Below are 20,238 nucleotides of genomic sequence, written 5' to 3' on the forward strand. Positions count from 1 at the left end.
CGGCATCAGCCTGCCTACCCCGCGTACTTCTCGACTTTCTGCTCGATGGCGCCGAAGATCGAATGTCCCGTCTTGTCCTTCATCTCGATGCGCACCGTGTCGCCGAAATGTAGGAAGGACGTCTTCGGCTCGCCGCTCTCGATGGTCTCGATCATGCGCAGTTCGGCTACACAGGAATAGCCGGCGCCGCCGGCCGAGACCGGCTTGCCTGGCCCGCCATCGAGCTTGTTGGAGACGGTGCCCGAGCCGATGATGGTGCCGGCGGCGAGCGGCCGGGTCTTGGCCGCGTGCGCGATCAGCGCCGGGAAATCGAACGTCATGTCGATGCCGGCATTGGCGCGCCCGAACGCCTTGCCGTTGAGGTCGACCAGCAGAGCGAGATTGACCTTGCCGCCGTCCCAGGCGTCGCCCAGCTCGTCCGGCGTCACCGCGACCGGCGAGAAGGCCGATGGCGGCTTCGACTGGAAGAAGCCGAAGCCTTTCGCCAGTTCCGGCCCGGTAATAGTGCGCAGCGTCACGTCGTTGACCAGCATGACGAGGCGGATCGCCGCCCTCGCCGCATCCGGTCCGGCGCCCATCGGCACGTCGTCGACGATGACGGCGACTTCCGCTTCCATGTCGATGCCGAAAGCTTCGTCCACCATGCGGATCGGATCGCGCGGCGCAATGAAGGCGTCCGAGCCGCCCTGGTAGATCAGCGGATCGGTCCAGAAGCTCGCCGGCATCTCGACGCCGCGCGCTTTGCGCACCAGCTCGACATGGTTCACATAGGCCGAGCCGTCCGCCCATTGATAGGCGCGCGGCAGCGGCGAATGCGCGTCATGCTCGTGGAAGCGGGCGGACGGCACTGCGCTAGTCTCGAGCGATTCCGCCATCGCCGCCAGATGCGGCGCGATGCGGCGCCAGTCGTCGAGCGCGGCCTGCAGCGTCGGCACCAGGAAAGAAGCGTCGGTGAACCGCGTCAGGTCGCGCGAGACGACGACCAGCTTTCCATCGCGCGTCCCGTTCTTCAAAGTGGCAAGCTTCATGCGGTTTCCTCTCCTGACGCGGCGTGCGCCGCTTGGCCCCACAACAAGGCCGTTATCGGCAATCGTCAAGCCGCCGGCTTAAGTTTTCCCGCGCAAGCGAATTTCTTTCAGGACCAGTCGCCCTCCGGAGTGCCATTGAAGCGCTTCTTCAGGTCGGCCCAGCAGTCGATGTAGTTTTCCTGCAAGGTGCCGAGTTCGGCGGCGTAGCGCGTCAGCATTTGCGGGAAGCGGGTCTCGAACATGAAGGCCATGGTGTTGTCGAGCTTGACCGGCTTCAGGTCGGCGCGCGTCGCCTTCTCGAAACCTGTCGCGTCCGGCCCATGCGCCAGCATCTGGTTGTGCAGGCTGATACCGCCGGGGACGAAGCCTTCCTCCTTGGCGTCATACTGGCCATGGATCAGGCCCATGAACTCGCTCATGATGTTGCGGTGGTACCATGGCGGACGGAACGTATTCTCGGCCACCAGCCAGCGCGGCGGGAAGATGACGAAGTCGACATTGGCCGTGCCTTCCTCGCCGCTCGGCGCCGTCAGCACGGTGAAGATCGAGGGATCGGGATGGTCGAACAGGATGGCGCCGACCGGCGAAAACGTCGCCAGATCATATTTATAGGGCGCGTAATTGCCGTGCCAGGCGACGACGTCGAGCGGCGAATGGCCAAGCTCGGTGACATGCAAAGTGCCGCACCATTTGACGATCAGCCGGCACGGCGTCTCCTTCTCCTCGAACCAGGCGCAGGGCGTCTTGAAGTCGCGCGGATTGGCCAGGCAATTGGCGCCGATCGGGCCGCGGTCCGGCATGGTGAACTTGGCGCCGTAATTCTCGCAGACATAGCCGCGCGCCTCCTTGTCGGCTAGCTCGACCTTGAAGACCAGGCCGCGCGGCAGCACCGCGATCTCGCCGGGTTTGAGCTCGATCACGCCCATCTCGGTGACGAAGCGCAGCGCGCCGATCTGCGGCACGACCAGAAGTTCGCCATCGGCATTGAAGAAATGGTCGTCGACCATCGAGCGGTTGGCGACATAGACATGCGCCGCCATGCCGGACTGGCCGATCGCGTCACCAGCCGTGGTGAAGGTGCGCATGCCGGAGATGAAGTCCGTCGGCTCGGTCGGCATTGGCGTCGGGTTCCAACGATACTGGCCGAGCGCCAGTTCGTGGTTGGCGATGTTGGGCCCTGTCTTCCACAAGGGATAGCTCACGCCCTGAAAGCGCCCGGTGTGTTTTACGCTCGGGCGGATGCGGTAGAGCCATGAGCGTTCATTGGTGCCGCGCGGCGCGGTGAAGGGCGAGCCGGAGAGCTGCTCGGCATAAAGGCCGTAAGCCGGCCGCTGCGGCGAGTTACGACCCTGCGGCAGCGAGCCTGGCAGCGTCTCGGTCTCGAAATCATTGCCGAAGCCCGGCATGTAGGAAAAGGCCATCCGATCCTCCCTGATCCCGGCCTCAAGCTTCACGACGCCCTGCCTGCCGGCGATGTTGACCAAACTGGTTTCATTTGTAACCATTGAAAATGTAACTATCAACAGCCACGCCGCATCCCAGGGGCACATCATGGACACACTGGAGCTGGAAAGCTTCCTGCCCTACCGGCTCTACCGGCTGGCCGACGCCGTCAGCCGCGAATTCTCGCGCATCTACAAGGAACGCCACGGCCTGACGCGGCCGGAATGGCGCACGCTGTCAGGTCTCGGCCAGCGCGGCACGATGACGGCGACGGAGCTCGGCGAACAATCGGCTATGCACAAGACCAAGGTGTCGCGCGCGGTGGCCGAACTCGAGCGCCGCCGCTGGCTGACGCGCACGCCGGACGAAAATGATCGGCGGATCGAGCACCTGGCGCTGACCAAAGCTGGGCTTAGTGCCTATCGCGAGATGGTGCCGCTGGCGAAGGCATTTGAGCGAGAGCTGCTGGCGAGGTTGAGCGCGCAGGAGCGGTCGGCGATTGTGAGTGGGGTGACGGCGCTGGAGGCAAGTCTGGCATCAGACAGGAAATAGACGTTGGCGCGAGGCGCCCCCCTCTGTCCTGCCGGACATCTCCCCCTCAAGTGGGGAGATCGGCAGCCTTGGCGACGGCGCTCGTCTTGCAACTTCTGCGATTGGCGAAGGCCGGTGTCACCGCTGATCTCCCCCTTGAGGGGGAGATGTCCGGCAGGACAGAGAGGGGGCGAAGGAACTCAACGTCTCCGCAGAGGCCCTTACCAATCCATCACCACCTTGCCCGAACTGCCGCTGCGCATCGCGTCGAAGCCGACCTGGAAATCGTCGATCCTAATCCGATGCGTGATGAGCCCCGATACGTCCAGCGGACCCTGCACCAGGGCGATCATCTTGTACCAGGTCTCGAACATCTCGCGGCCGTAGATGCCTTTGAGATGCAGCATCTTGAAGATGACCTTGTTCCAGTCGATCTCGAAGCCGGTCGGCGCGATGCCCAAAATGGCGATCTTGCCGCCATTGTTCATGGTGTCGATCATGTCGCGAAAGGCGGGCGCAGCACCCGACATTTCCAGGCCGACGTCGAAACCTTCGGTCATACCGAGCGCCGGCATGACGTCGCGCAATTTCTCCTTCGATGCATCGACGACATGCTGGACGCCGAGTTTTCGCGCCAAGTCCAGCCGCACCGGGTTGATGTCGGTGATGACGACTTTTCGCGCGCCCACACATTGGGCAACGAGTGCGCCCATGATGCCGATCGGCCCGGCGCCGGTGACCAGCACGTCCTCGCCGACCAGATCGAAGGACAATGCTGTGTGGACGGCGTTGCCCAAGGGATCGAAGATCGCGGCGATTTCGTCGGGCACATCGTCGGGGATCGGCACGACATTGTGCTGCGGGATCACCAGATATTCGCCGAAGGCGCCGGGACGATTGACGCCGACGCCAAGCGTGTTGCGGCACAGATGACCCCTGCCCGCCCGGCAGTTGCGGCAATGGCCGCAAACGATGTGACCTTCGCCCGAGACGCGCTGGCCGACCTTGTATTCGGTGACCGCAGCGCCGAAATCCGCGACCGTGCCGACGAATTCGTGGCCGGTCACCATCGGCACCGGCACGGTCTTCTGCGCCCACTGGTCCCAATTGTAGATATGCACGTCGGTGCCGCAGATCGCGGTCTTCTTGACCTTGATCAGCACGTCGTTGGGGCCGATCTCCGGCACGGGCACGTCTTCCATCCAGATGCCCGGCTCGGCCTTGGCCTTCACCAGCGCCTTCATCATGTTCGACATTTTGTAGCTCCTTACCCTCCCGCTTGTGGGGAGGGTGGCCCGAAGGGCCGGGTGGGGTCAAACAAACTGGCGAAGGTCGCTACCTGCAGACCCCGCCCCGTCTCTTGCCCGCTTGCCATGCAAGCGGGCAGATCGTCGACCCTCCCCACAAGGGGAGGGTAAAAACTCTCAGCCTATCACACCCAGTTCCTTGCCGATCGCGCCGAACGCCTCCACCGCCCGGTCAATGTCGGCGCTGGAATGCGCCGCCGACATTTGCGTACGGATGCGCGCCTGGCCTTTCGGCACCACCGGGAAGGAAAAGCCGATGACATAGATGCCGCGCTTCAGCATGCGCGCCGCCATCTCCTGCGCCAAGCTGGCATCGCCCAGCATCACCGGGATGATCGGATGATCGGCGCCGGCCAGCGTGAAGCCCAATTTGCCCATCTCGGACCGGAATCTTTCCGCATTGGCATATAGGCGTTGGCGCAGGGCGTCGCCATGGCGGATCAACTCGAACACCTTGATCGAGGCGCCGGCGATCGCCGGCATCAGCGTGTTGGAGAAGAGATAGGGCCGCGAGCGCTGGCGCAGCCAGTCGACCACTTGGCTCTTGCCCGACGTGTAGCCACCGGAAGCGCCGCCCAGCGCCTTGCCGAGCGTGCCGGTGATGATGTCCACCCTGCCCTCGACGCCGCAATGCTCGACCGAGCCGCGGCCGTTTTTGCCGACAAAGCCGACGGCGTGGCTGTCGTCGACCATGACCATGGCGTCGTATTTCTCGGCCAGATCGCAAACGCCCTTCAGATTGGCGATGATGCCGTCCATCGAAAACACGCCGTCCGTGGCGATCAGCCGGAAGCGGCAATCCTTGGCTTCCTTCAGCCGCGCTTCGAGATCTGCCATGTCGTTGTTGGCGTAGCGGAAGCGCTTGGCCTTCGACAGCCTGACGCCGTCGATGATCGAGGCATGGTTCAGCGCGTCGGAGATGATGGCGTCCTCCTCGCTAAGCAGCGTCTCGAACAGGCCGCCATTGGCGTCGAAGCAGGAGCCGTAAAGGATGGTGTCGTCCAAGCCGAGGAAGGACGAGATCGTCGATTCGAGCTGCTTGTGCTCTTCCTGCGTGCCGCAGATGAAGCGCACCGAGGCCATGCCGTAGCCATAGCGGTCGAGCGCCTGCTTTGCGGCATGCCGCAGATCCGCGTTGTCGGCGAGGCCGAGATAATTGTTGGCGCAGAAATTCAGCACCTTTTCGCCACCGACCTCGATCTGCGCCGACTGCGTCGAGGAAATGACCCGCTCGGACTTGTAGAGCCCGGCCGATTTCAGGCCCTTAAGCTCATTGTCGATGTGAGAGAGGAATGCTGCGCTCATGGTCCTGCCCTGTTGCGTTCGAGGCGGGACTGTCGCGCCGCTCCCGAGAAAAATCCACCGCAAAAACGACCGCTTCGGTGGGGTTGCGAAAGCGACCCCGCAATCCTTGGCGACAGCGCAATGACAACACGCTCAAAAATGGGGTGCGCGGGAAACGACATGATAACCATCTTATAAGCTTGTCGCGCCGCCGCGATCGCCGTCCCGGCCTGCTTGCCGACCTGTTAACCCTTTCAAGGCAAGCGTTTACCCGTCGCGAATCCCGGGCAGGATTCCGTCGACGGGAGGGGGCACCAATCATGTCGCAGCAGCCAGTGCATAGCGTTTCGCGCAAGCTCGTTCTGCTGATCAAGAGCGGCTACTGGCTGGCTTTGACGATCATCGCCGCGATGGTGATAGCCTCCTTCGTGCTTCTCCAGCAATTGATGGCGCAGCAGCAACATAACGACTTGCTGCTCGACATCGTCTCGACGCAAAAGGCGCTGTCGCAGCGCATCGTCTTCCTGGCGAGCGCCACCGGGGCCGCCACGCGCGACAAGCAGCCGGCGCTCGTCACCGCGCTCAAGCAGGCGACGGAAGAGTTCGAGACCAATTACGACCGCTTGCTGACGGAGACCGGCGCCGACCCGCAGTCGCCGGCGCTTAACGATCCGAAGTCGATCGAATATGTGCTGTTCAGCAAGCCGTTCCACCTCGATTATTTCTCGGTCGGCCTAGTCGCCAACGGCCAGCGGCTCGCCTCTTCGTTCGAGTCCCAACTCGGCATGCAGGCGCAGAGCTACAAGGGTGGCGTCGACCGCGTCGGCCTCGACGCCTCCGTCGCCAACGCGACGATGTCAGGCTACGCCGCGCTCGGCCAGCGCATCAGCGCCTTCGCCAACGAAAAGGCCAGCAACATCCTCGACCTGCACCGCACGCTGTTCTTCGCCACCCTTGGCGTCATCGTGCTGGTGGCGCTGTTCATCTTCCGGCCGATGTCCAACGCCATCCTGCGCAAGACCCGTGAGCTGGTCGACGCGCGCAATTCGATGGCCTTTATCGCCGTGCATGACGGCCTCACCGGGCTTCACAACCGCACCTTCCTCACCGAACATTTCGAAACGCTGATCAAGGGCGCGCACCGCCGCCGTGAGCGGCTGGCGGTGATCCAGTTCGATCTCGACCGGTTCAAGCAGATCAACGATACGCTCGGCCACGCCGCCGGCGACTATGTGCTGGTGGTGACGGCGCAGCGCATGCGCGATTCCTGCCGGGCGTCCGACCTTTGCGCCAGGCTCGGCGGCGACGAGTTCGTCATGATCCTCAACGGCGCCGGCTCCACCGAAGACATCCATGCACTGGCCAAACGCATCCTGGGCGAGATCAACGAGCCGATCGCCTTCCAGGGCGCGACCATCATGCCTGGCGCCAGCGCCGGCATCGCGGTCTATCCGGTCGACGCCGACAATGCGCAGGACCTGCTCGTCCATGCCGACCTCGCGCTCTATTCCGCCAAGAAGCTTGGCGGCGGCAGTTTCTCCTTCTTCTCCGAGGAATTGAGGCGCGAACTCGACTATCGCAAACAGCTCGAGCAGGACATCCGCACCGCGATCGCCGACAAGGCCTTCGAGGTCTATTTCCAGCCGCAGGTATCGCTGACAAGCGGCAAGATCAGCGGCATCGAAGCGCTGGTGCGCTGGAAGCATGCGACACGCGGCATGATCTCGCCCGGCGAGTTCATTCCCGTGGCCGAGAAATGCGGCTTCATGCCGGATATCGGCCGCATCGTCATCACCAAGGCGATCGAGCAAGCCGCCGAATGGAACCGCGCCGGCATCGATTTCGGCCGCCTCGCCGTCAACGTCTCAGGCACCGAGTTGCGCGAGGCCGACTTCGACAATTTCCTGTTCTCGACCCTGGAACGCGTCGGACTGCCGCCACAGAAGCTATCGCTGGAAATCGTCGAATCCGTCATCCTCGACGACGAGAAGACCGGCATTGCCGCCAAGCTGCGCCACATCCGCGCCGCCGGCGTCCATCTCGAGCTCGACGATTTCGGCACCGGCTATGCCTCGCTCAGCCACGTCAACCCGAATGAGATCGACCGGCTGAAGATCGACCGCCGCTTCGTCCAGAACATCAACGAGAATGGCGACAACACCAAGATCGTGCGCGCCATCACCGAGCTTGCGCGGGGGCTCGGCATCTCGATCGTCGCCGAAGGCGCGGAAACCGAGGCCGAGCTCGATCTGCTGATGGCGATCGGCTGCGACCAGGTGCAGGGCTACTCCATCGCCTTCCCGATGCCGCAGGACAAGGCGCGCGAATGGCTGCTGGCGCGCAGCCCGAAGAAGGCAAAGCTCAAGGTGGTGCGGGGCAGTGTGGCGTAGGCACGCGCGTCGACAAACTTGACACGACCGTGCCGGCATGGCGGCCTGTGCGATCAACCGGATCTCGCGCATGCCGCTTCGTTTTGTCCTGTCGTTGCTGTTGTTGGTCGCCTCGCCGACCTTGGCCGCCGACCGCACCATCTATCTCACCTTTGACGATGGTCCGCTGAACGGCACCAGCAACATTCTCGATGTGCTGCAGGCCGAGCAGGTGCCGGCAACGTTGTTCATGGTCGGCATGCATGCCGAGGCCAGCACAACCAATCGAGCTTTGCTGCAGCGGGCGAAATCGATGCCGCTGGTGACGATCGGCAACCACAGCTACAGCCACGCCTACAACCACTATCGGCACTTTTACGGCGACACCGAGGGAGTGGTCGCCGATATGCTCAAGGCCAATGCCGTGCTGGGCCTGAAGCCGGCCGTGCATGCGCGGTTGCCAGGGCGCGACGTCTTCCGATTGCCCAATTACTCCAAGAACGACGATCCGCTCGGTCTGGCGCAGGCGGGGCGCGAGGATCCCGATTACGAATTCGTCGCGGCGTCAGGCTTCTGGCTTTACGGCTGGGACCATGAATGGGTGCATGAAGACAGCGGCAAGCCGGTGCAGAGCGTCGATCATCTGGTGAGCGAGATCGACCATCTGTTCAGCTACGGCCGTTTCGCCAAGCCGCGCAAGCTGATCCTGCTCATGCATGACGAGATGTTCCAGGACGCTTTCGACGGCAAGGCGAAGCTGACCGCGCTGATTGCCGCGCTCCAGCTGCGCCACTACGCCTTCGGCGCTATCGCGGGCTACGACTGAGCTGGTTCGGCGTTCCGTCTTAACGCCGCAAGCACTTCGGCGAATTCGGCCAATCTTTCATCGGGAATGCCGGCCCGCAGCCGCTTGTCGAAGCCGACAGCGGCGAGACGGAGCTTTTCGAACAGCGCTTCGCCGGCCCCGGTCAGCGCAACCTGGTGGACCCTGCGGTTTTCCGGATCGCGGCGCCGCGTCAGCAACCCTTGCCTCTCCATCGCGTTGAGGTGATGCGTCAGCGTCGCGCCCTGGATGCCGATCATGCCGGCGAGTTCGCGCTGGTTGGCAAGCTCCTTGGACTTGACGGAGAGCAAGGTCACCCAGACCGGCAGCGTTCCGCCGGCCTCGACCATCGCGGCGTCGAAGGCCTGCGCCACAATCTTGGAGGTGCGGGCGAGGTTCATGCCGATGGGCGGGCGATCGAATGGTGTCATGGCCGGACAGTAGAGCAAGCGATGAGAAGGTGAAACTCAGGTTATCGCATTGACATCTAACCGTTAGATATCTAACTTTGTCGTATTGATGGCATCGCAACACGGCTGCGATGTGCGGCGGGCGGCAGAGAGGAGTGCAGTCATGCAATATGTCTACATCGTCGTCATCGGCCTGCACGTCATGGCCGGCGTGTTCTGGGCCGGCACGACCATCGCGGTTGCCCGCGACCCCGAAATCAAGGCGGAGCGCTTCATCCGGCCGCAGCTCGGCGCCTCCGGCCTGGTTTTCCTGACCGGCATATTGCTCTGGTATTTCTTCCACGAGGGTGCCTTCGGCTCGATGGAGAAGGTGCTGGCGCTGGGCATTCTAACGGCGCTGATCGCCGCCGGGGTGCAGGGCGCCCTCGTAGCTTCCGCCAGCAGGCAGCTAATCGGCGCCGATCAAGCGACGCAGACCCAATTGCGGGCGAAAATGACCCGAGGCGAGCGCATTGCCGGCGGGCTGCTGGTCATCACCGTGCTTTGCATGGCGACCGCCAAGATGTTTTGAAATCGCACGGCCAGCGAAAGCTGATCATGCGCGGCGCGCAACGGACCAGGGCGGCAGGTGGCTCTCCTTGCAATGGCTCGTTGCGCGTCATCAAACATCAGATCCGGATGCCGAACCTGATGCCGTCATAGATGGCGGCGTGGATGTTGCGTGAAGCGACCGCGTCGCCGATGCGGAAAACAACAAAGCCGCCTTCGGCATTGCGCGCGGGGAAAATGTCGCCACCATTCACCAGCCGCTCATAGTCGACCGCGCCGCCATTCTTCGACAGGGGTTTGAGCGCAAGATAAAGATCATCGAGCGGCGCCGTGCCGTGCTCGACCACCACCTGGTCGACGCGCCGCTCGGCGCGCCAGCCCTCGGCGAAGTCCGAGGCGAGCTCGGCGACGAGCTGGTTGCCCTCGCGCCGCACCGACCGCAGCCTGGTGTTGATGGTGACGGTGACGCCCTTCTCGTGGAAGGCGCGCATATAGGGCACGTGGTTCATGCCGCCCATTTCCGGCGCGAAGAAACGCTCCGGCGAGACCAGCTCCAGTTTCGAACCAGTGTTGGCGATCAGCTCCGCCGCGCCCATGCCCTGATGGCCGCCATTGTCGTCATAAAGCAGCACATTCTCGGCTGGCTTGACGCCGCCCGCCATGATGTCCCAGCTCGACGTGACCAGATTGTCGCCGACCTCCAGAGGTGGATTTTGTGGCACCCCGCCGGTGGCCACGATCACCACGTCCGGCGACAGCGCCAGCACGTCGTCCTTTTCGGCCCAGGTGTCGTAGCGGACTTCCACGCCCAGGCGGTCGAGCTCGGCCAGCCGCCAGTCGATGATGCCGATCAGCTCCTTGCGGCGCGGGTTCTGGGTAGCCAGCCGGACCTGGCCGCCGGCCTGGCTCGAAGCCTCGAGCACCGTGACCTGATGGCCGCGCTCGGCCGCGACGCGCGCCGCTTCGAGACCGCCGGCGCCAGCGCCGACCACAACAACGCGTTTGGCAGGTCCATCAGTCTTGGCGATGATATGAGGGATCTCCGCCTCGCGCCCCGTCGCGGCATTGTGGACGCAAAGCGCCTCGCCGCCTTCATAAATGCGGTCGAGGCAATAGGTAGCACCGACGCAAGGCCTGATCTCATGCTCGCGGCCCTCCATCACCTTGCGGATGATGTGCGGATCGGCGATGTGGGCGCGCGTCATGCCGACCATGTCGAGCTTGCCGGTGGCGATCGCGTGGCGGGCGGTGGCGACATCGGAAATGCGCGCCGCATGGAAAGTCGGGAATTTTGTCGCCGCCCTCACCTCGCCGGCGAAATCGAGATGCGGCGAGGAGCGCATGCCGGTCACCGGAATGACCTTGGTCAGTGCGGCATCCGTCTCGATCGTGCCGCGGATGATGTTGAGGAAATCGACCTTGCCGGAATTGGCGAGCCGCTTTGCGATCTCCACGCCCTCCGCCTTCGAGATGCCCTTGTCGAGATCCTCGTCGGCGACCATGCGGATGCCGACGACGAATTTTTCGCCGACGGCTTTGCGCACCGCGTCCAGCACCATGTCGGTGAAGCGCAGCCGGTTGTCGAGCGAGCCGCCGAATTCGTCGTCGCGATGATTCGTCGCCGGCGACCAGAAGCCGTCCATCAGGTGGCCGTAGGATTCGAACTCGATGCCGTCGAGGCCGGCCGCCCGGCAGCGCTGCGCGGCGGACGCATAGTCGGCGACGATGCGCTCCATGTCCCAGTCCTCGATGGTTTTCGGGAAGGCGCGATGCGCCGGCTCGCGCACCGGCGAGGCCGACAGCACCGGCAGCCAGTCGGCCTTGTTCCAGCCTGTACGGCGTCCGAGATGGGTGATTTGGATCATCACCTTGCAGTCATGCTCGTGGCAGGCATCGGCAAGCTCGGCCAGCCACGGCACGATCCTGTCGTCATAGACATGCAGATTGCCGAAGGCGGCGGGGCTGTCGCGCGACACGATCGCCGAGCCCGCCGTCATCGTCAGCGCCATGCCGCCTTTGGCCTTCTCGGCATGGTAGAGCCGGTAGCGCGCCTTCGGCATGCCGTCCTCGGAATAGGCCGGCTCATGGCTTGTCGACATCACCCGGTTCTTCAACGTCAGGTGCTTGAGCTGGTAAGGTTGGAGAAGCGGGTCGTTGCTGGTCATCTTCTTCCTGCCGTTTCAATTTGTGCTAATGAGCGCCGAAAGTCCCTTAGGAACCCGCGATGATCGATACCAAAACCCTCACCCAGCTCGGCAAGCACGTCGAGCCGCCACAGAATCCCGAAGATGCGGTCCTGGAGACCGTGCCGTTCCAGCGCGGCGACGGCCCGCCGGCCATCGTGCGCTTCACCTGCCCCGAGTTCACCTCGCTCTGCCCGGTCACCGGCCAGCCGGATTTCGCCCATATCGTCATCGACTACGCTCCCGATAACGCACTGGTGGAATCGAAGTCGCTGAAGCTGTTCATGACCTCTTTCCGCAACCATGGCGCCTTTCATGAGGACTGCACGGTGATGATTGGCCGTCGCATTGTGGCCGCCACCAAGCCGCTCTGGTTGCGCATAGGCGGCTATTGGTATCCGCGCGGCGGCATTCCGATCGACGTCTTCTGGCAGACCGGCGCGCCGCCGGAAGGCGCATGGCTGCCCGACACCGGCGTTGCGCCCTATCGCGGAAGAGGCTGAACGATCAACCATGGCTGCTGCCGGGCTGGCAGAGGTTCTTTGACAGGAATGGCAGCACCGCGTTCATGTATCGCGACTGGTCGAAACGCAGAAGGTCGACATGGCCAGCGCCTTCGAACCAGACGAGTTCGACTCCGGGCGCTGCGTCATGCAAGGCCGTCACCTGCCCGCGATCGATGAACGGATCGACAGTTCCCGCCAACAGGATCAACGGCCTGCCGATCTGGCCGAGGCGATCGACGGGCCTGACATCGTCGGCGCTGAAGCCAAGGCGCAACGGCATCTGCGCCAGCAGCACATCGGTCTGCAGGCCGCGCAGAATGTTGAACGGCATGCGCCAAGCCGTCGTCTCGCGCAATGTCGCGTAAAGCTGCTCCAGCACATAGGCATCGGCGAGCGTCCGCGGAGTGGCGAAAACCAGCGCAGCGGCGCCCAGTGAGGATCCGAGCGCGCCGAGCTTCTGGCCCGGAAAACGCTGCCGCGCATAGGTCAGGATGCGGGTGGCGTCCTCGCCTTCCGTATAGCCGAAGCCCTGGACGGCGCCGCCGCTTTCGCCATGCCCGGACAGGTCGAAGAGGACGACCGAGTAGCCGGCATCGAACAGCATCCTGGCCCTTTGCACCGCGGCAAGCCGGTTGGCGCCGCGCCCGTGCAACAAAACGATGGCACCGCAACTGCCCTTGCGATCAGCCACCCAGCCCGCCAAATCGGGGCCGCCGGCCTCCTTGAGCTTGACGCTCTCGAAGGGCAGGTCGGCAGGCACCGCAAGAACCTGACGGGGTTCGCGAGCGATCAGCATCGAGCCGACGCGCCACACGCCAATGCAGCCGGCGATGCATAGCGCGAGCAATGCCAGGCCGACAAACCCACGAAATCTCATCGGCGATCACCGGGAAGCGTCATCAAGGCTCATTCGCACTGGTACTGGCTGAGCGCCCATTCGCCGGTCACCGACAGGAGATCGGAGATCTTCCAGTCGCCGCCGACCTTCTTCAGCTTCCATTCGAGACGGTGCTTGTTGCCCTCGACGACGAAGGCGACGACCACCTTGGCCTCGTCGCCATTGACGGCCTCGATGGTGCGCAGGCTCCTGTCGATGGCGAGTTTGTCGTAATCGGCGTTGTCGAGCGCCATGTTGGGATCGAGGCACTCGCCTGCTCCCGAGGCGCGCAGCGCATCGCTCTTGTCGAGCACGGTCTTGGCCGGATCGATGAAGTTCTTGCGCTGGGCCGGATCGAGCTCCAGCCCGACATGATCGTAAAACGGCTTCACCACAGCGGTCGGTGACCCGGGCAGAATGGGCGCCGGCGGTGGCGATTCGACCGGTGCGGTCAGCGGCGGCTGCGTCGCAGCCGGCGGCGCTGTGTTGTTGTCCGAGGGCTGATTGCCGCCGGGCGATGCGGCCGGCGGCGCGCCGAACAGGCCTTGCGCCAAGGCGCCGCCATTCAGTCCCGCGGCAAGCATCGGTAGCGTCGACAGCGCGAGGACCAGACGGCGGAGCATTGCATCACTCCGGCGTCTTGTCGGGCATGCATTCCAGCGCGCTCAGCGTCCAGTTGCTGGTCTTGGAGGTGATGTCGGCGATCTTCCACTTGCCGTCTACTTTCTTCAGCGACCAGACCATTTCACGTTTGGAATCATCGCCTTCCGGCAAAAGGTTGAATGTTGCCGTCACCTCGGCCGTATCGCCATTGACGGTCTCGGCGAGCTTCAGCGTCTTGGCCAAGGTCTTCTGGTCGAAGTCCTGGGCGTCGAGGCCGGGATCGAAATCGAGACAGGCGACCTCGTCGGGATTGTTCTTGGTCGCCTTGTCGTTGAGATCGAAGAGCTTGGTCACCGGCTCGGTGAAGCGGTCGCGGTATTTGGCGTCGCCCTCGAACCTCACTTCAGGCACGTAGAAGAATTTCACCGCATTGGAAGCCGGCCCGGCAAAGGCCGCGACGGGCAAGACAATCGACAGGACAGCGGCAACCACTATCGGTTTCATGCAGGATCTCCGGACGTTCGGCGTGGCGGCAAGATCACCACCACGCATCCTGCATACCGGCTTTTTTGCGGCTCATGAAGTCCCGCGTCTCAGGCATCCAGCCAGACGTTCTGGAAGTCCATTTCGTAGGTCTGGTGCATCGTGTAATTCTTCACCTTCTTATTCATATGGCAGTAGAGCTTCTGCCAGAATGGCTGGATGATGACGCCGGAATCCTGCAGGATCGTCTCCACGTCCTTCATCACCTCCTTGCGCTTGGCGGGATCGGCCAGCGAAAGCGCTTCCTTCAGCTTGGCGTCGAAGTCCGGGTTGGAATAGGCCGTCTCGTTCCAGGCCTCGCCGGTGCGGTAGCCCAAAGCCAGCACCTGGACGCCGAGCGGGCGCATGTACCAGATGGTCATCGAATAGGGATATTTGGTCCAGTCGTTCCAGAAGGTCGAGCCCGGCAGCACGGTGCGCTTGACCTTGATCCCGGCTTCACGCAGCTGGCCTGCAATGGCATCGCCGGTGTTTTTCTGCCATTCGTCCTCGACGGTGATCAGCTCGTGCTCGAAGTCGGCCTGGCCGGCCTCCGCCATCAGCTTCTTGGCGGCCGCCGCATCGCGCTCCTTCTTCGGCAGCGGATAGTATTCCGGATGGATCGGGGCGACATGGTGGTTCTCGCCGACAGTGCCGCGGCCATTGTAGCCGAGTTGCAACACTGCATTGTTGTCGACCGCCATCTGCAGCGCGTTGCGCACCCGCTTGTCATCATAGGGCTTGTGGGTGACGTTGGTGCGGGCAACCAGCGTGGTCGCCGTCGCGACCTCCGATTTTACCAGACCCATCTTGTCCAACGGGTCGATGAAGTCGGCCGGGGTTTCGAAATCGAGGTCAATCTCGCCGGAATCGAAGGCATTCAGCGTGGCATTGAAATCGGTGCCGTAGTCGATGAACTCGACGGAGTCGAGCGGCGCTTCGCCGCCCCACCATTTGCCGTTCGCGCGGCGCTTGACCACCGCTTTCTGGCCGACATCGTAGGAGACCAGCTCGAACGCTCCGGTGCCGATCGGCTTCTTGATCGGATCGGCGCCGTCCTTGTCGAAGTCGCGATGGACGACAAGCGCCGGATAGTCCGTGAAGCCCGGTATGATGGCGACATCGGCTTCGCCGAGCTTCAACTTGACGGTGTGGTCGTCGACCTTGGTGATCGCGCCATCCTTCGCCTTGCCGGTCTTGGTATCGATCAGCGCGCCGACGCGGGCTGCCATGGAATTGCCGGAAGCGCCCTTCTCACACCAGCGGTTCAGATTGGCGATCACGTCATCGGCGTTGAAGGTATCGCCATTGTTCCAGGTGACGCCTTTGCGCACATGCAGCGTGTATTCGGTCGCGTCGTCATTGACGTCCCAGCTTTCGAGCAGGACCGGCTCGAAAGTGAACTGGTGCGTGTAGCGCACCAGCGGCTCCAGCCAGGTGCGGGTGACGTTTGCCATCTCCGTCCAGTCATAGGTGCGCGGATCCTTCTGCGCCTTGACCGACATGGCGACATGCAGCGTTCCGCCCTTCTTCGGCTCGTCGGCCAAGGCTTTCGTCGGCACGGCCAGGCCGATCATGCCATAGGCGAAGGCCGTCGATGCGCCGAAGGCACTGGCCAAAGCCAGGAATTCGCGCCGGTCGACACGGCCCGCGCGCGCCTCTTCGGCCATCGCCTCGATAGCATGAGGAACGCGATCGCCATTGCTTTTGAAAATCGTCATATGTTGTTCTCCCACTTCTGTTCCCTGCAGGTCTTTGCCTGTCGTTCAAGATGAGCATGGTCCGTGCTTTAGCTTACGGTGTCGGGCAGCTTTTCCTCGCGCCGCGCGATCAAATCCCTAAGACCCTCGGCGATGCCCTCGTCGAGCGTCGGTTCCTGATAGTCGGCCAACATATTGCGCGCCTTTTCGCGGCCGCGCGTGTCATGGTCCTTCGCGCCTTCGGCGCTCCATTGCTCGAAGGAATTGAAGTCCATGATGTTGGGCATGAAGAAGGCGCTCTCGAAATGCTCGAGCGTATGCTGCGTGCCGAGGAAATGGCCCTGCGGGCCGACCTCGCGGATCGCCGCCATCGCTTCCTTGAAATCGTCGAAGGACACGCCGCCGGCATATTTGTACCAGCCGACCAGCTGCTCGCAGTCGGTGGCGAATTTCGAATAGCCGCAGGTGAGACCCGCCTCCAGCCAGCCGGCGGAATGCCAGATGTAGTTGGCGCCGGACAGGATCGCGGCATGCATCAGCATGTTCGCTTCGTAGCCGGCCTGGGCGTCATTGAGCTTGGAGCCGACATGGAAGCCGGAGGTGCGCCAGGGCAGTTTGTATTTCCGCGCCAGGGCGCCCATCAGATACATCATCTGCGCGGCTTCCGGCGTGCCACCCATGGGCGCGCCCGTCTTCATATCGACGGTGACCATGAACTGGCCGTAGAGCTGCGGCGAGCCCGGACGGATGAGCTGGGTGAGAGCAACGCCAGCCAGCGCCTCGGCATTGACCTGCGCCACCGCGCCGACGGCCGAGGCGGAAGTCGAGGCGCCGCACAGCGCGAACGGCGCCAGGATCAGCGGTTGATTGTGGCTCGCATAGACCCGCATCGCATCGATCATGGTGGCATCCCACACCAGCGGCGAATTGCAGTTGGTGATCGCGACCAGCACCGGGTTGTCGCGCACGAAGTCCTCGCCGAAGACGATTGCAGCCATCGCCATCGTGTCCTCGGCGCGCTCCTTCGACGTCACGATGCCCATGAACGGCTTGTCGGAATGCCTCAGCGCCGAGTGGATGATATGCAGATGCCGCTTCGGCACCGCGATTTCCATCGGCTCGCAGATGACCGAACTCGAGGAATGCAGCGCCGGCGCCATGTAGGCGAGCTTGTGGAAATTGTTGAGGTCGTCGAGCGTGCCGTAGCGGCGCTTGTTGTCGAGGTCGCGGACATAGGGCGCGCCATACATCGGCACGAAGATCGAGTTCTTGCCGCCGACCCGCACCGTGCGCTCGGGATTTCGCGCGTTGAGCGTGAACTCCGGCGGGACCTTCGAGACGAGTTCCATCAGCAACGCGCGGTCGATGCGGACGCGCGTTTGCCTGACATCGGCGCCGGCCGCCTTCCAGAGCTCGATCGCCCCGTCGTCGCGGAATTCGCAACCCACCTCTTCGAGGATTTTGAGCGACTCGTCGTGGATCAGCTCCACCGCCTCGTCGGGCACGATCTCGTAAACGGGTATATTGCGGACCAGAGTCGGGAAAGACGCGATCGGCGCGCTTCTCAGCGCTTTGCGCCCAAGACGACCGCCGCCACGACGGTGGGTCTGCTCGATCAATTCAGCGGCCGGTGCGTTCATAGAGCCTCCTTCTTCCCGCCGACCAAGTTAGCGAGGCAAAATATGGCTGTGACGCTAGAAAATCCTGATGGCTTGTATAAGCTGCGCTTATGCGAAGCCTGCGCCACCTCCTCCCCTCCGCCGGCAGCCTGATCGTCTTCGAGGCGGCGGGCCGGCTGTCGAGCTTCACCGCGGCGGGCCGCGAGCTCGGCATGACGCAGGCCGCCGTCTCCTATGCCGTGCGCGGGCTGGAGGAACAGCTCGGCGCCCAGCTCTTCCAGCGCCGCCATCGCCAGGTGCTTTTGACCGAGGCCGGCGAGCGCTTCCATGCCGATGTGTCGCTCGGGCTGTCGCATATCCGCAAGTCGGCCGAGGATCTGCGCCTGCAGGCAAGCGGCGGCCATGTCACGCTTGCCGCCTCGACGGCTTTCGGTTCGTTCTGGATGATGCCGCGGCTGCAGCAGTTCCGCGACGAGTTGCCGGGCGTCGACCTGCGCATCCAGACGGCCGACCGCGATCTCGACATCATCGCCGAGGGCATTCCGCTCGGTGTGCGCGGCGGCGTGCCGCGCGACTGGCCGGATTACCACTCGCTGTCGCTCTCCGACGAAGAGATCTTTCCGGTCGCCGGCCCAAACTACCTCGCCAAATTCGGCATGCCGAGAACCGTCGAGGAACTGGCGACGCACCGGCTCATCCATCTCGAGGAGCCCTATCGCGAGGCGCCGAACTGGGACGAATGGTTCGCGTCCGCCGGAACCAGCCTGCGCAACGCCGAGCGCGGCCTGCGCATCAACGACTATGCGCTGGTCATCCAGGCGGTGATGGAAGGCCAAGGCATCTCGCTTGGCTGGCGACACCTGGTCGAGCGTCTGGTCGCATCAGGCCTGCTTGTGCCGGTGACCGACCATGTGATGCGGACCGGTATTGGGTTCCATGTGATCTGGCCGAAGAACCGCGATTTGCGTGAGAATGCGCGCAAGGTCAGGGACTGGCTGGTGGCGCAGGCTTGAGAGGCCCGGCGCAATCCGGCGCGTGACCGGATTGCCTTGCGGGCTGAAACAATCAGGCCGAACCGTCATTCTTGAGGCCGAGCACGTCAATCTTGTCGATGGTCGGCGGGCCAACGAACAGCGTTTCGGCATTGGCCATCAGTGCCTTGGCGATCTCGCCGGTGAGATGCGCCTGCCGTCCTGCCTCGTCATGGAACGCATCGAATACACCAAAGACGCTTGGCGAAAGCTGCAAGGCGAACCAGATCGGTGTTCTGGATTCCTGATTGGCCAGTTGCAACCCGGTCGCGAGGAACGCGGCGACGTCCTTCTCCTTGCCGGGCTTGGCTTCGAAGCGCGCGAACAATGCGAGTTTGATCATTTTTATCTTCTCCTCGTCGTTTTGCACGGCCAAGGGCCGTCGAGGGCACAATCGCAGCATCGGCTTGGAAACCGTATTGGCAAAAATGACATCTTTGATATCATTGTTGCCATGAACATTTCCGTCCTCGCGCTTGACGGCGTCTTCGACACCGGACTGGCCACCATGCTCGACGTTTTCGGCACCGCCAACGAACTGGCCGGGATGCTGGCGTCGCCGCCCGGCCGTTTCGTCACGACAATTGTCGGAGTGACCGACACCGTCCACACCGGGCAAGGCCTTCAGGTGCCGGTCATCTCGATGGGCGCCGAGCCGGCGCCCGATTGGCTGGTGATCCCGGCGATCGGCCAGAAGATGCCGGGCCCGCTTGGCGACGCGCTAAAGCGAGACGACATCGCCGAGGCGACCAAGGCGTTGCGCGCCGCCGCCGAAGCCGGCACGCGCATCGGGGCCGCCTGCATCGGCACTTTCATCCTCGCGCAAACCGGCCTGCTCGACCGGCGGCCATCAACCACGACCTGGTGGCTGGCGCCGATGTTCCGGCAACGTTACCCGCAAGTGCGGCTCGACGCCTCGCGCATGCTGATCAATGACGGGCAGTTCGCGACCGCCGGGGCGGCGCTCGGCCATATCGACCTCGCTTTGATGGTGATCCGCCAGACCAGTCCCGAGCTCGCAGCGCTGACGGCGAAATACCTCATCGTCGACAGCCGGCCGCTGCAATCGGCCTATGCGATCTCGGACCATCTCGCCCATTCGAACCCGCTGGTCGAGCGTTTCGAACGCTGGGCGCGCGGAAATCTCGCTGCCGGCTTCAATCTCGACGAAGCGGCCGCGGCGCTGGGCGCCAGCAAGCGGACGCTGTCGCGACGGGTCAACGACGTGCTCGGCAAGACGCCGCTGTCCTATTTCCAGGATCTGCGCGTCGAGCAGGCCGTGCATTTGCTGAAAACCACATCCGACAGCGTCGATGAGATCGCCGCCAAGGTCGGCTATGGCGACGGGGTGACGTTGCGCAATCTGTTGCGCCGGCGGCTGCGCAAGGGCGTACGCGAAATCCGTGCCGCAAACTGATCCATTCTCGCAATTCCGCTCTCCCCCACGCCACTC

19 protein-coding genes are annotated in these 20,238 nt (G+C 63.4%); 7 read left to right on the top strand and 12 right to left on the bottom strand.

Going from position 1 to position 20,238, the window contains the following annotated elements:
* Positions 1-14: 14 nt before the first annotated feature.
* A complete protein-coding gene (locus ACVDG8_RS02830; RefSeq protein ID WP_447253326.1) occupies positions 15-1,028 on the bottom strand; it encodes a fumarylacetoacetate hydrolase family protein in 1,014 nt (337 codons plus the stop codon).
* A gap of 107 nt (positions 1,029-1,135) precedes the next feature.
* On the bottom strand, positions 1,136-2,449 hold the full coding sequence (gene hmgA / locus ACVDG8_RS02835; protein WP_447253327.1) for a homogentisate 1,2-dioxygenase: 1,314 nt from the start codon (positions 2,447-2,449) through the stop codon (positions 1,136-1,138).
* A 130-nt stretch (positions 2,450-2,579) separates the two neighbouring features.
* Between hmgA and ACVDG8_RS02840 the strand changes: the two genes are divergently transcribed.
* Positions 2,580-3,023 carry a MarR family winged helix-turn-helix transcriptional regulator gene (locus ACVDG8_RS02840; RefSeq protein WP_447257212.1) on the top strand — a complete coding sequence of 148 codons (444 nt, stop codon included), beginning with the start codon at positions 2,580-2,582 and terminating at the stop codon, positions 3,021-3,023.
* Between the two features lie 200 nt (positions 3,024-3,223).
* Here ACVDG8_RS02840 and tdh read toward each other — a convergent pair whose 3' ends face one another.
* Together tdh and ACVDG8_RS02850 are read right to left on the bottom strand one after the other, a co-directional pair.
* The gene (gene tdh, locus ACVDG8_RS02845; RefSeq protein ID WP_447253328.1) at positions 3,224-4,258 is read right to left on the bottom strand and encodes an L-threonine 3-dehydrogenase; all 1,035 of its coding nucleotides are present in this window, start codon (positions 4,256-4,258) and stop codon (positions 3,224-3,226) included.
* A gap of 168 nt (positions 4,259-4,426) precedes the next feature.
* Positions 4,427-5,614 carry a glycine C-acetyltransferase gene (locus tag ACVDG8_RS02850; protein ID WP_447253329.1) on the bottom strand — a complete coding sequence of 396 codons (1,188 nt, stop codon included), beginning with the start codon at positions 5,612-5,614 and terminating at the stop codon, positions 4,427-4,429.
* Positions 5,615-5,913: 299 nt separating this feature from the next.
* Between ACVDG8_RS02850 and ACVDG8_RS02855 the strand changes: the two genes are divergently transcribed.
* Positions 5,914-7,983, top strand: coding sequence for a putative bifunctional diguanylate cyclase/phosphodiesterase (locus ACVDG8_RS02855; protein ID WP_455707522.1), 2,070 nt, complete (start codon positions 5,914-5,916; stop codon positions 7,981-7,983).
* A gap of 70 nt (positions 7,984-8,053) precedes the next feature.
* Complete coding sequence (locus tag ACVDG8_RS02860) at positions 8,054-8,788, top strand: polysaccharide deacetylase family protein (protein WP_455707523.1); 735 nt, start codon at positions 8,054-8,056, stop codon at positions 8,786-8,788.
* Here the strand turns inward: ACVDG8_RS02860 and ACVDG8_RS02865 are convergent.
* Positions 8,779-9,216, bottom strand: coding sequence for a MarR family winged helix-turn-helix transcriptional regulator (locus ACVDG8_RS02865; RefSeq protein WP_447253332.1), 438 nt, complete (start codon positions 9,214-9,216; stop codon positions 8,779-8,781). The genes ACVDG8_RS02860 and ACVDG8_RS02865 overlap by 10 nt on opposite strands.
* A gap of 142 nt (positions 9,217-9,358) precedes the next feature.
* Between ACVDG8_RS02865 and ACVDG8_RS02870 the strand changes: the two genes are divergently transcribed.
* Complete coding sequence (locus ACVDG8_RS02870) at positions 9,359-9,766, top strand: hypothetical protein (protein ID WP_447253333.1); 408 nt, start codon at positions 9,359-9,361, stop codon at positions 9,764-9,766.
* A 97-nt stretch (positions 9,767-9,863) separates the two neighbouring features.
* On the opposite strand, the gene ACVDG8_RS02875 is transcribed toward ACVDG8_RS02870, so the two are convergent.
* Positions 9,864-11,909 (bottom strand): oxidoreductase, encoded by a 2,046-nt coding sequence (locus ACVDG8_RS02875; RefSeq protein WP_447253334.1) that lies wholly within the window; start codon positions 11,907-11,909, stop codon positions 9,864-9,866.
* A 59-nt stretch (positions 11,910-11,968) separates the two neighbouring features.
* Between ACVDG8_RS02875 and queF the strand changes: the two genes are divergently transcribed.
* Positions 11,969-12,430 carry a preQ(1) synthase gene (gene queF, locus ACVDG8_RS02880; protein WP_447253335.1) on the top strand — a complete coding sequence of 154 codons (462 nt, stop codon included), beginning with the start codon at positions 11,969-11,971 and terminating at the stop codon, positions 12,428-12,430.
* Positions 12,431-12,434: 4 nt separating this feature from the next.
* Here queF and ACVDG8_RS02885 read toward each other — a convergent pair whose 3' ends face one another.
* The 5 genes from ACVDG8_RS02885 to ACVDG8_RS02905 all read right to left on the bottom strand — a co-directional run bounded on the left by ACVDG8_RS02885 (position 12,435) and on the right by ACVDG8_RS02905 (position 17,775).
* Complete coding sequence (locus ACVDG8_RS02885) at positions 12,435-13,310, bottom strand: alpha/beta hydrolase (protein WP_447253336.1); 876 nt, start codon at positions 13,308-13,310, stop codon at positions 12,435-12,437.
* A gap of 29 nt (positions 13,311-13,339) precedes the next feature.
* Positions 13,340-13,933, bottom strand: coding sequence for a hypothetical protein (locus tag ACVDG8_RS02890; RefSeq protein WP_447253337.1), 594 nt, complete (start codon positions 13,931-13,933; stop codon positions 13,340-13,342).
* Positions 13,934-13,937: 4 nt separating this feature from the next.
* A complete protein-coding gene (locus ACVDG8_RS02895; protein ID WP_447253338.1) occupies positions 13,938-14,417 on the bottom strand; it encodes a DUF3828 domain-containing protein in 480 nt (159 codons plus the stop codon).
* Between the two features lie 89 nt (positions 14,418-14,506).
* Positions 14,507-16,156: an ABC transporter substrate-binding protein gene (locus tag ACVDG8_RS02900; protein WP_447253339.1), complete on the bottom strand. Its 1,650-nt coding sequence runs from the start codon at positions 16,154-16,156 to the stop codon at positions 14,507-14,509.
* A gap of 68 nt (positions 16,157-16,224) precedes the next feature.
* Positions 16,225-17,775: a trimethylamine methyltransferase family protein gene (locus tag ACVDG8_RS02905; RefSeq protein ID WP_447253340.1), complete on the bottom strand. Its 1,551-nt coding sequence runs from the start codon at positions 17,773-17,775 to the stop codon at positions 16,225-16,227.
* Between the two features lie 89 nt (positions 17,776-17,864).
* Here ACVDG8_RS02905 and ACVDG8_RS02910 point away from each other — a divergent pair, with 89 nt between their 5' ends.
* A complete protein-coding gene (locus ACVDG8_RS02910) occupies positions 17,865-18,767 on the top strand; it encodes a LysR substrate-binding domain-containing protein (RefSeq protein ID WP_447253341.1) in 903 nt (300 codons plus the stop codon).
* A 52-nt stretch (positions 18,768-18,819) separates the two neighbouring features.
* Here the strand turns inward: ACVDG8_RS02910 and ACVDG8_RS02915 are convergent, their stop codons facing one another.
* Positions 18,820-19,128 carry a putative quinol monooxygenase gene (locus tag ACVDG8_RS02915; protein ID WP_447253342.1) on the bottom strand — a complete coding sequence of 103 codons (309 nt, stop codon included), beginning with the start codon at positions 19,126-19,128 and terminating at the stop codon, positions 18,820-18,822.
* Positions 19,129-19,239: 111 nt separating this feature from the next.
* Between ACVDG8_RS02915 and ACVDG8_RS02920 the strand changes: the two genes are divergently transcribed.
* The gene (locus ACVDG8_RS02920) at positions 19,240-20,202 is read left to right on the top strand and encodes a GlxA family transcriptional regulator (RefSeq protein WP_447253343.1); all 963 of its coding nucleotides are present in this window, start codon (positions 19,240-19,242) and stop codon (positions 20,200-20,202) included.
* Positions 20,203-20,238 lie beyond the last annotated feature (36 nt).

The sequence above is a fragment of the Mesorhizobium sp. ORM8.1 genome, assembly GCF_053005525.2.

Excerpts from the sequence above, each read along its gene's own strand:
- ACVDG8_RS02830 (WP_447253326.1), bottom strand. The coding sequence starts at position 1,028 with ATGAAGCTTGCCACTTTGAAGAACGGGACGCGCGATGGAAAGCTGGTC.
- hmgA (WP_447253327.1), bottom strand. The coding sequence starts at position 2,449 with ATGGCCTTTTCCTACATGCCGGGCTTCGGCAATGATTTCGAGACCGAG.
- ACVDG8_RS02840 (WP_447257212.1), top strand. The coding sequence starts at position 2,580 with ATGGACACACTGGAGCTGGAAAGCTTCCTGCCCTACCGGCTCTACCGG.
- tdh (WP_447253328.1), bottom strand. The coding sequence starts at position 4,258 with ATGTCGAACATGATGAAGGCGCTGGTGAAGGCCAAGGCCGAGCCGGGC.
- ACVDG8_RS02850 (WP_447253329.1), bottom strand. The coding sequence starts at position 5,614 with ATGAGCGCAGCATTCCTCTCTCACATCGACAATGAGCTTAAGGGCCTG.
- ACVDG8_RS02855 (WP_455707522.1), top strand. The coding sequence starts at position 5,914 with ATGTCGCAGCAGCCAGTGCATAGCGTTTCGCGCAAGCTCGTTCTGCTG.
- ACVDG8_RS02860 (WP_455707523.1), top strand. The coding sequence starts at position 8,054 with ATGCCGCTTCGTTTTGTCCTGTCGTTGCTGTTGTTGGTCGCCTCGCCG.
- ACVDG8_RS02865 (WP_447253332.1), bottom strand. The coding sequence starts at position 9,216 with ATGACACCATTCGATCGCCCGCCCATCGGCATGAACCTCGCCCGCACC.
- ACVDG8_RS02870 (WP_447253333.1), top strand. The coding sequence starts at position 9,359 with ATGCAATATGTCTACATCGTCGTCATCGGCCTGCACGTCATGGCCGGC.
- ACVDG8_RS02875 (WP_447253334.1), bottom strand. The coding sequence starts at position 11,909 with ATGACCAGCAACGACCCGCTTCTCCAACCTTACCAGCTCAAGCACCTG.
- queF (WP_447253335.1), top strand. The coding sequence starts at position 11,969 with ATGATCGATACCAAAACCCTCACCCAGCTCGGCAAGCACGTCGAGCCG.
- ACVDG8_RS02885 (WP_447253336.1), bottom strand. The coding sequence starts at position 13,310 with ATGAGATTTCGTGGGTTTGTCGGCCTGGCATTGCTCGCGCTATGCATC.
- ACVDG8_RS02890 (WP_447253337.1), bottom strand. The coding sequence starts at position 13,933 with ATGCTCCGCCGTCTGGTCCTCGCGCTGTCGACGCTACCGATGCTTGCC.
- ACVDG8_RS02895 (WP_447253338.1), bottom strand. The coding sequence starts at position 14,417 with ATGAAACCGATAGTGGTTGCCGCTGTCCTGTCGATTGTCTTGCCCGTC.
- ACVDG8_RS02900 (WP_447253339.1), bottom strand. The coding sequence starts at position 16,156 with ATGACGATTTTCAAAAGCAATGGCGATCGCGTTCCTCATGCTATCGAG.
- ACVDG8_RS02905 (WP_447253340.1), bottom strand. The coding sequence starts at position 17,775 with ATGAACGCACCGGCCGCTGAATTGATCGAGCAGACCCACCGTCGTGGC.
- ACVDG8_RS02910 (WP_447253341.1), top strand. The coding sequence starts at position 17,865 with ATGCGAAGCCTGCGCCACCTCCTCCCCTCCGCCGGCAGCCTGATCGTC.
- ACVDG8_RS02915 (WP_447253342.1), bottom strand. The coding sequence starts at position 19,128 with ATGATCAAACTCGCATTGTTCGCGCGCTTCGAAGCCAAGCCCGGCAAG.
- ACVDG8_RS02920 (WP_447253343.1), top strand. The coding sequence starts at position 19,240 with ATGAACATTTCCGTCCTCGCGCTTGACGGCGTCTTCGACACCGGACTG.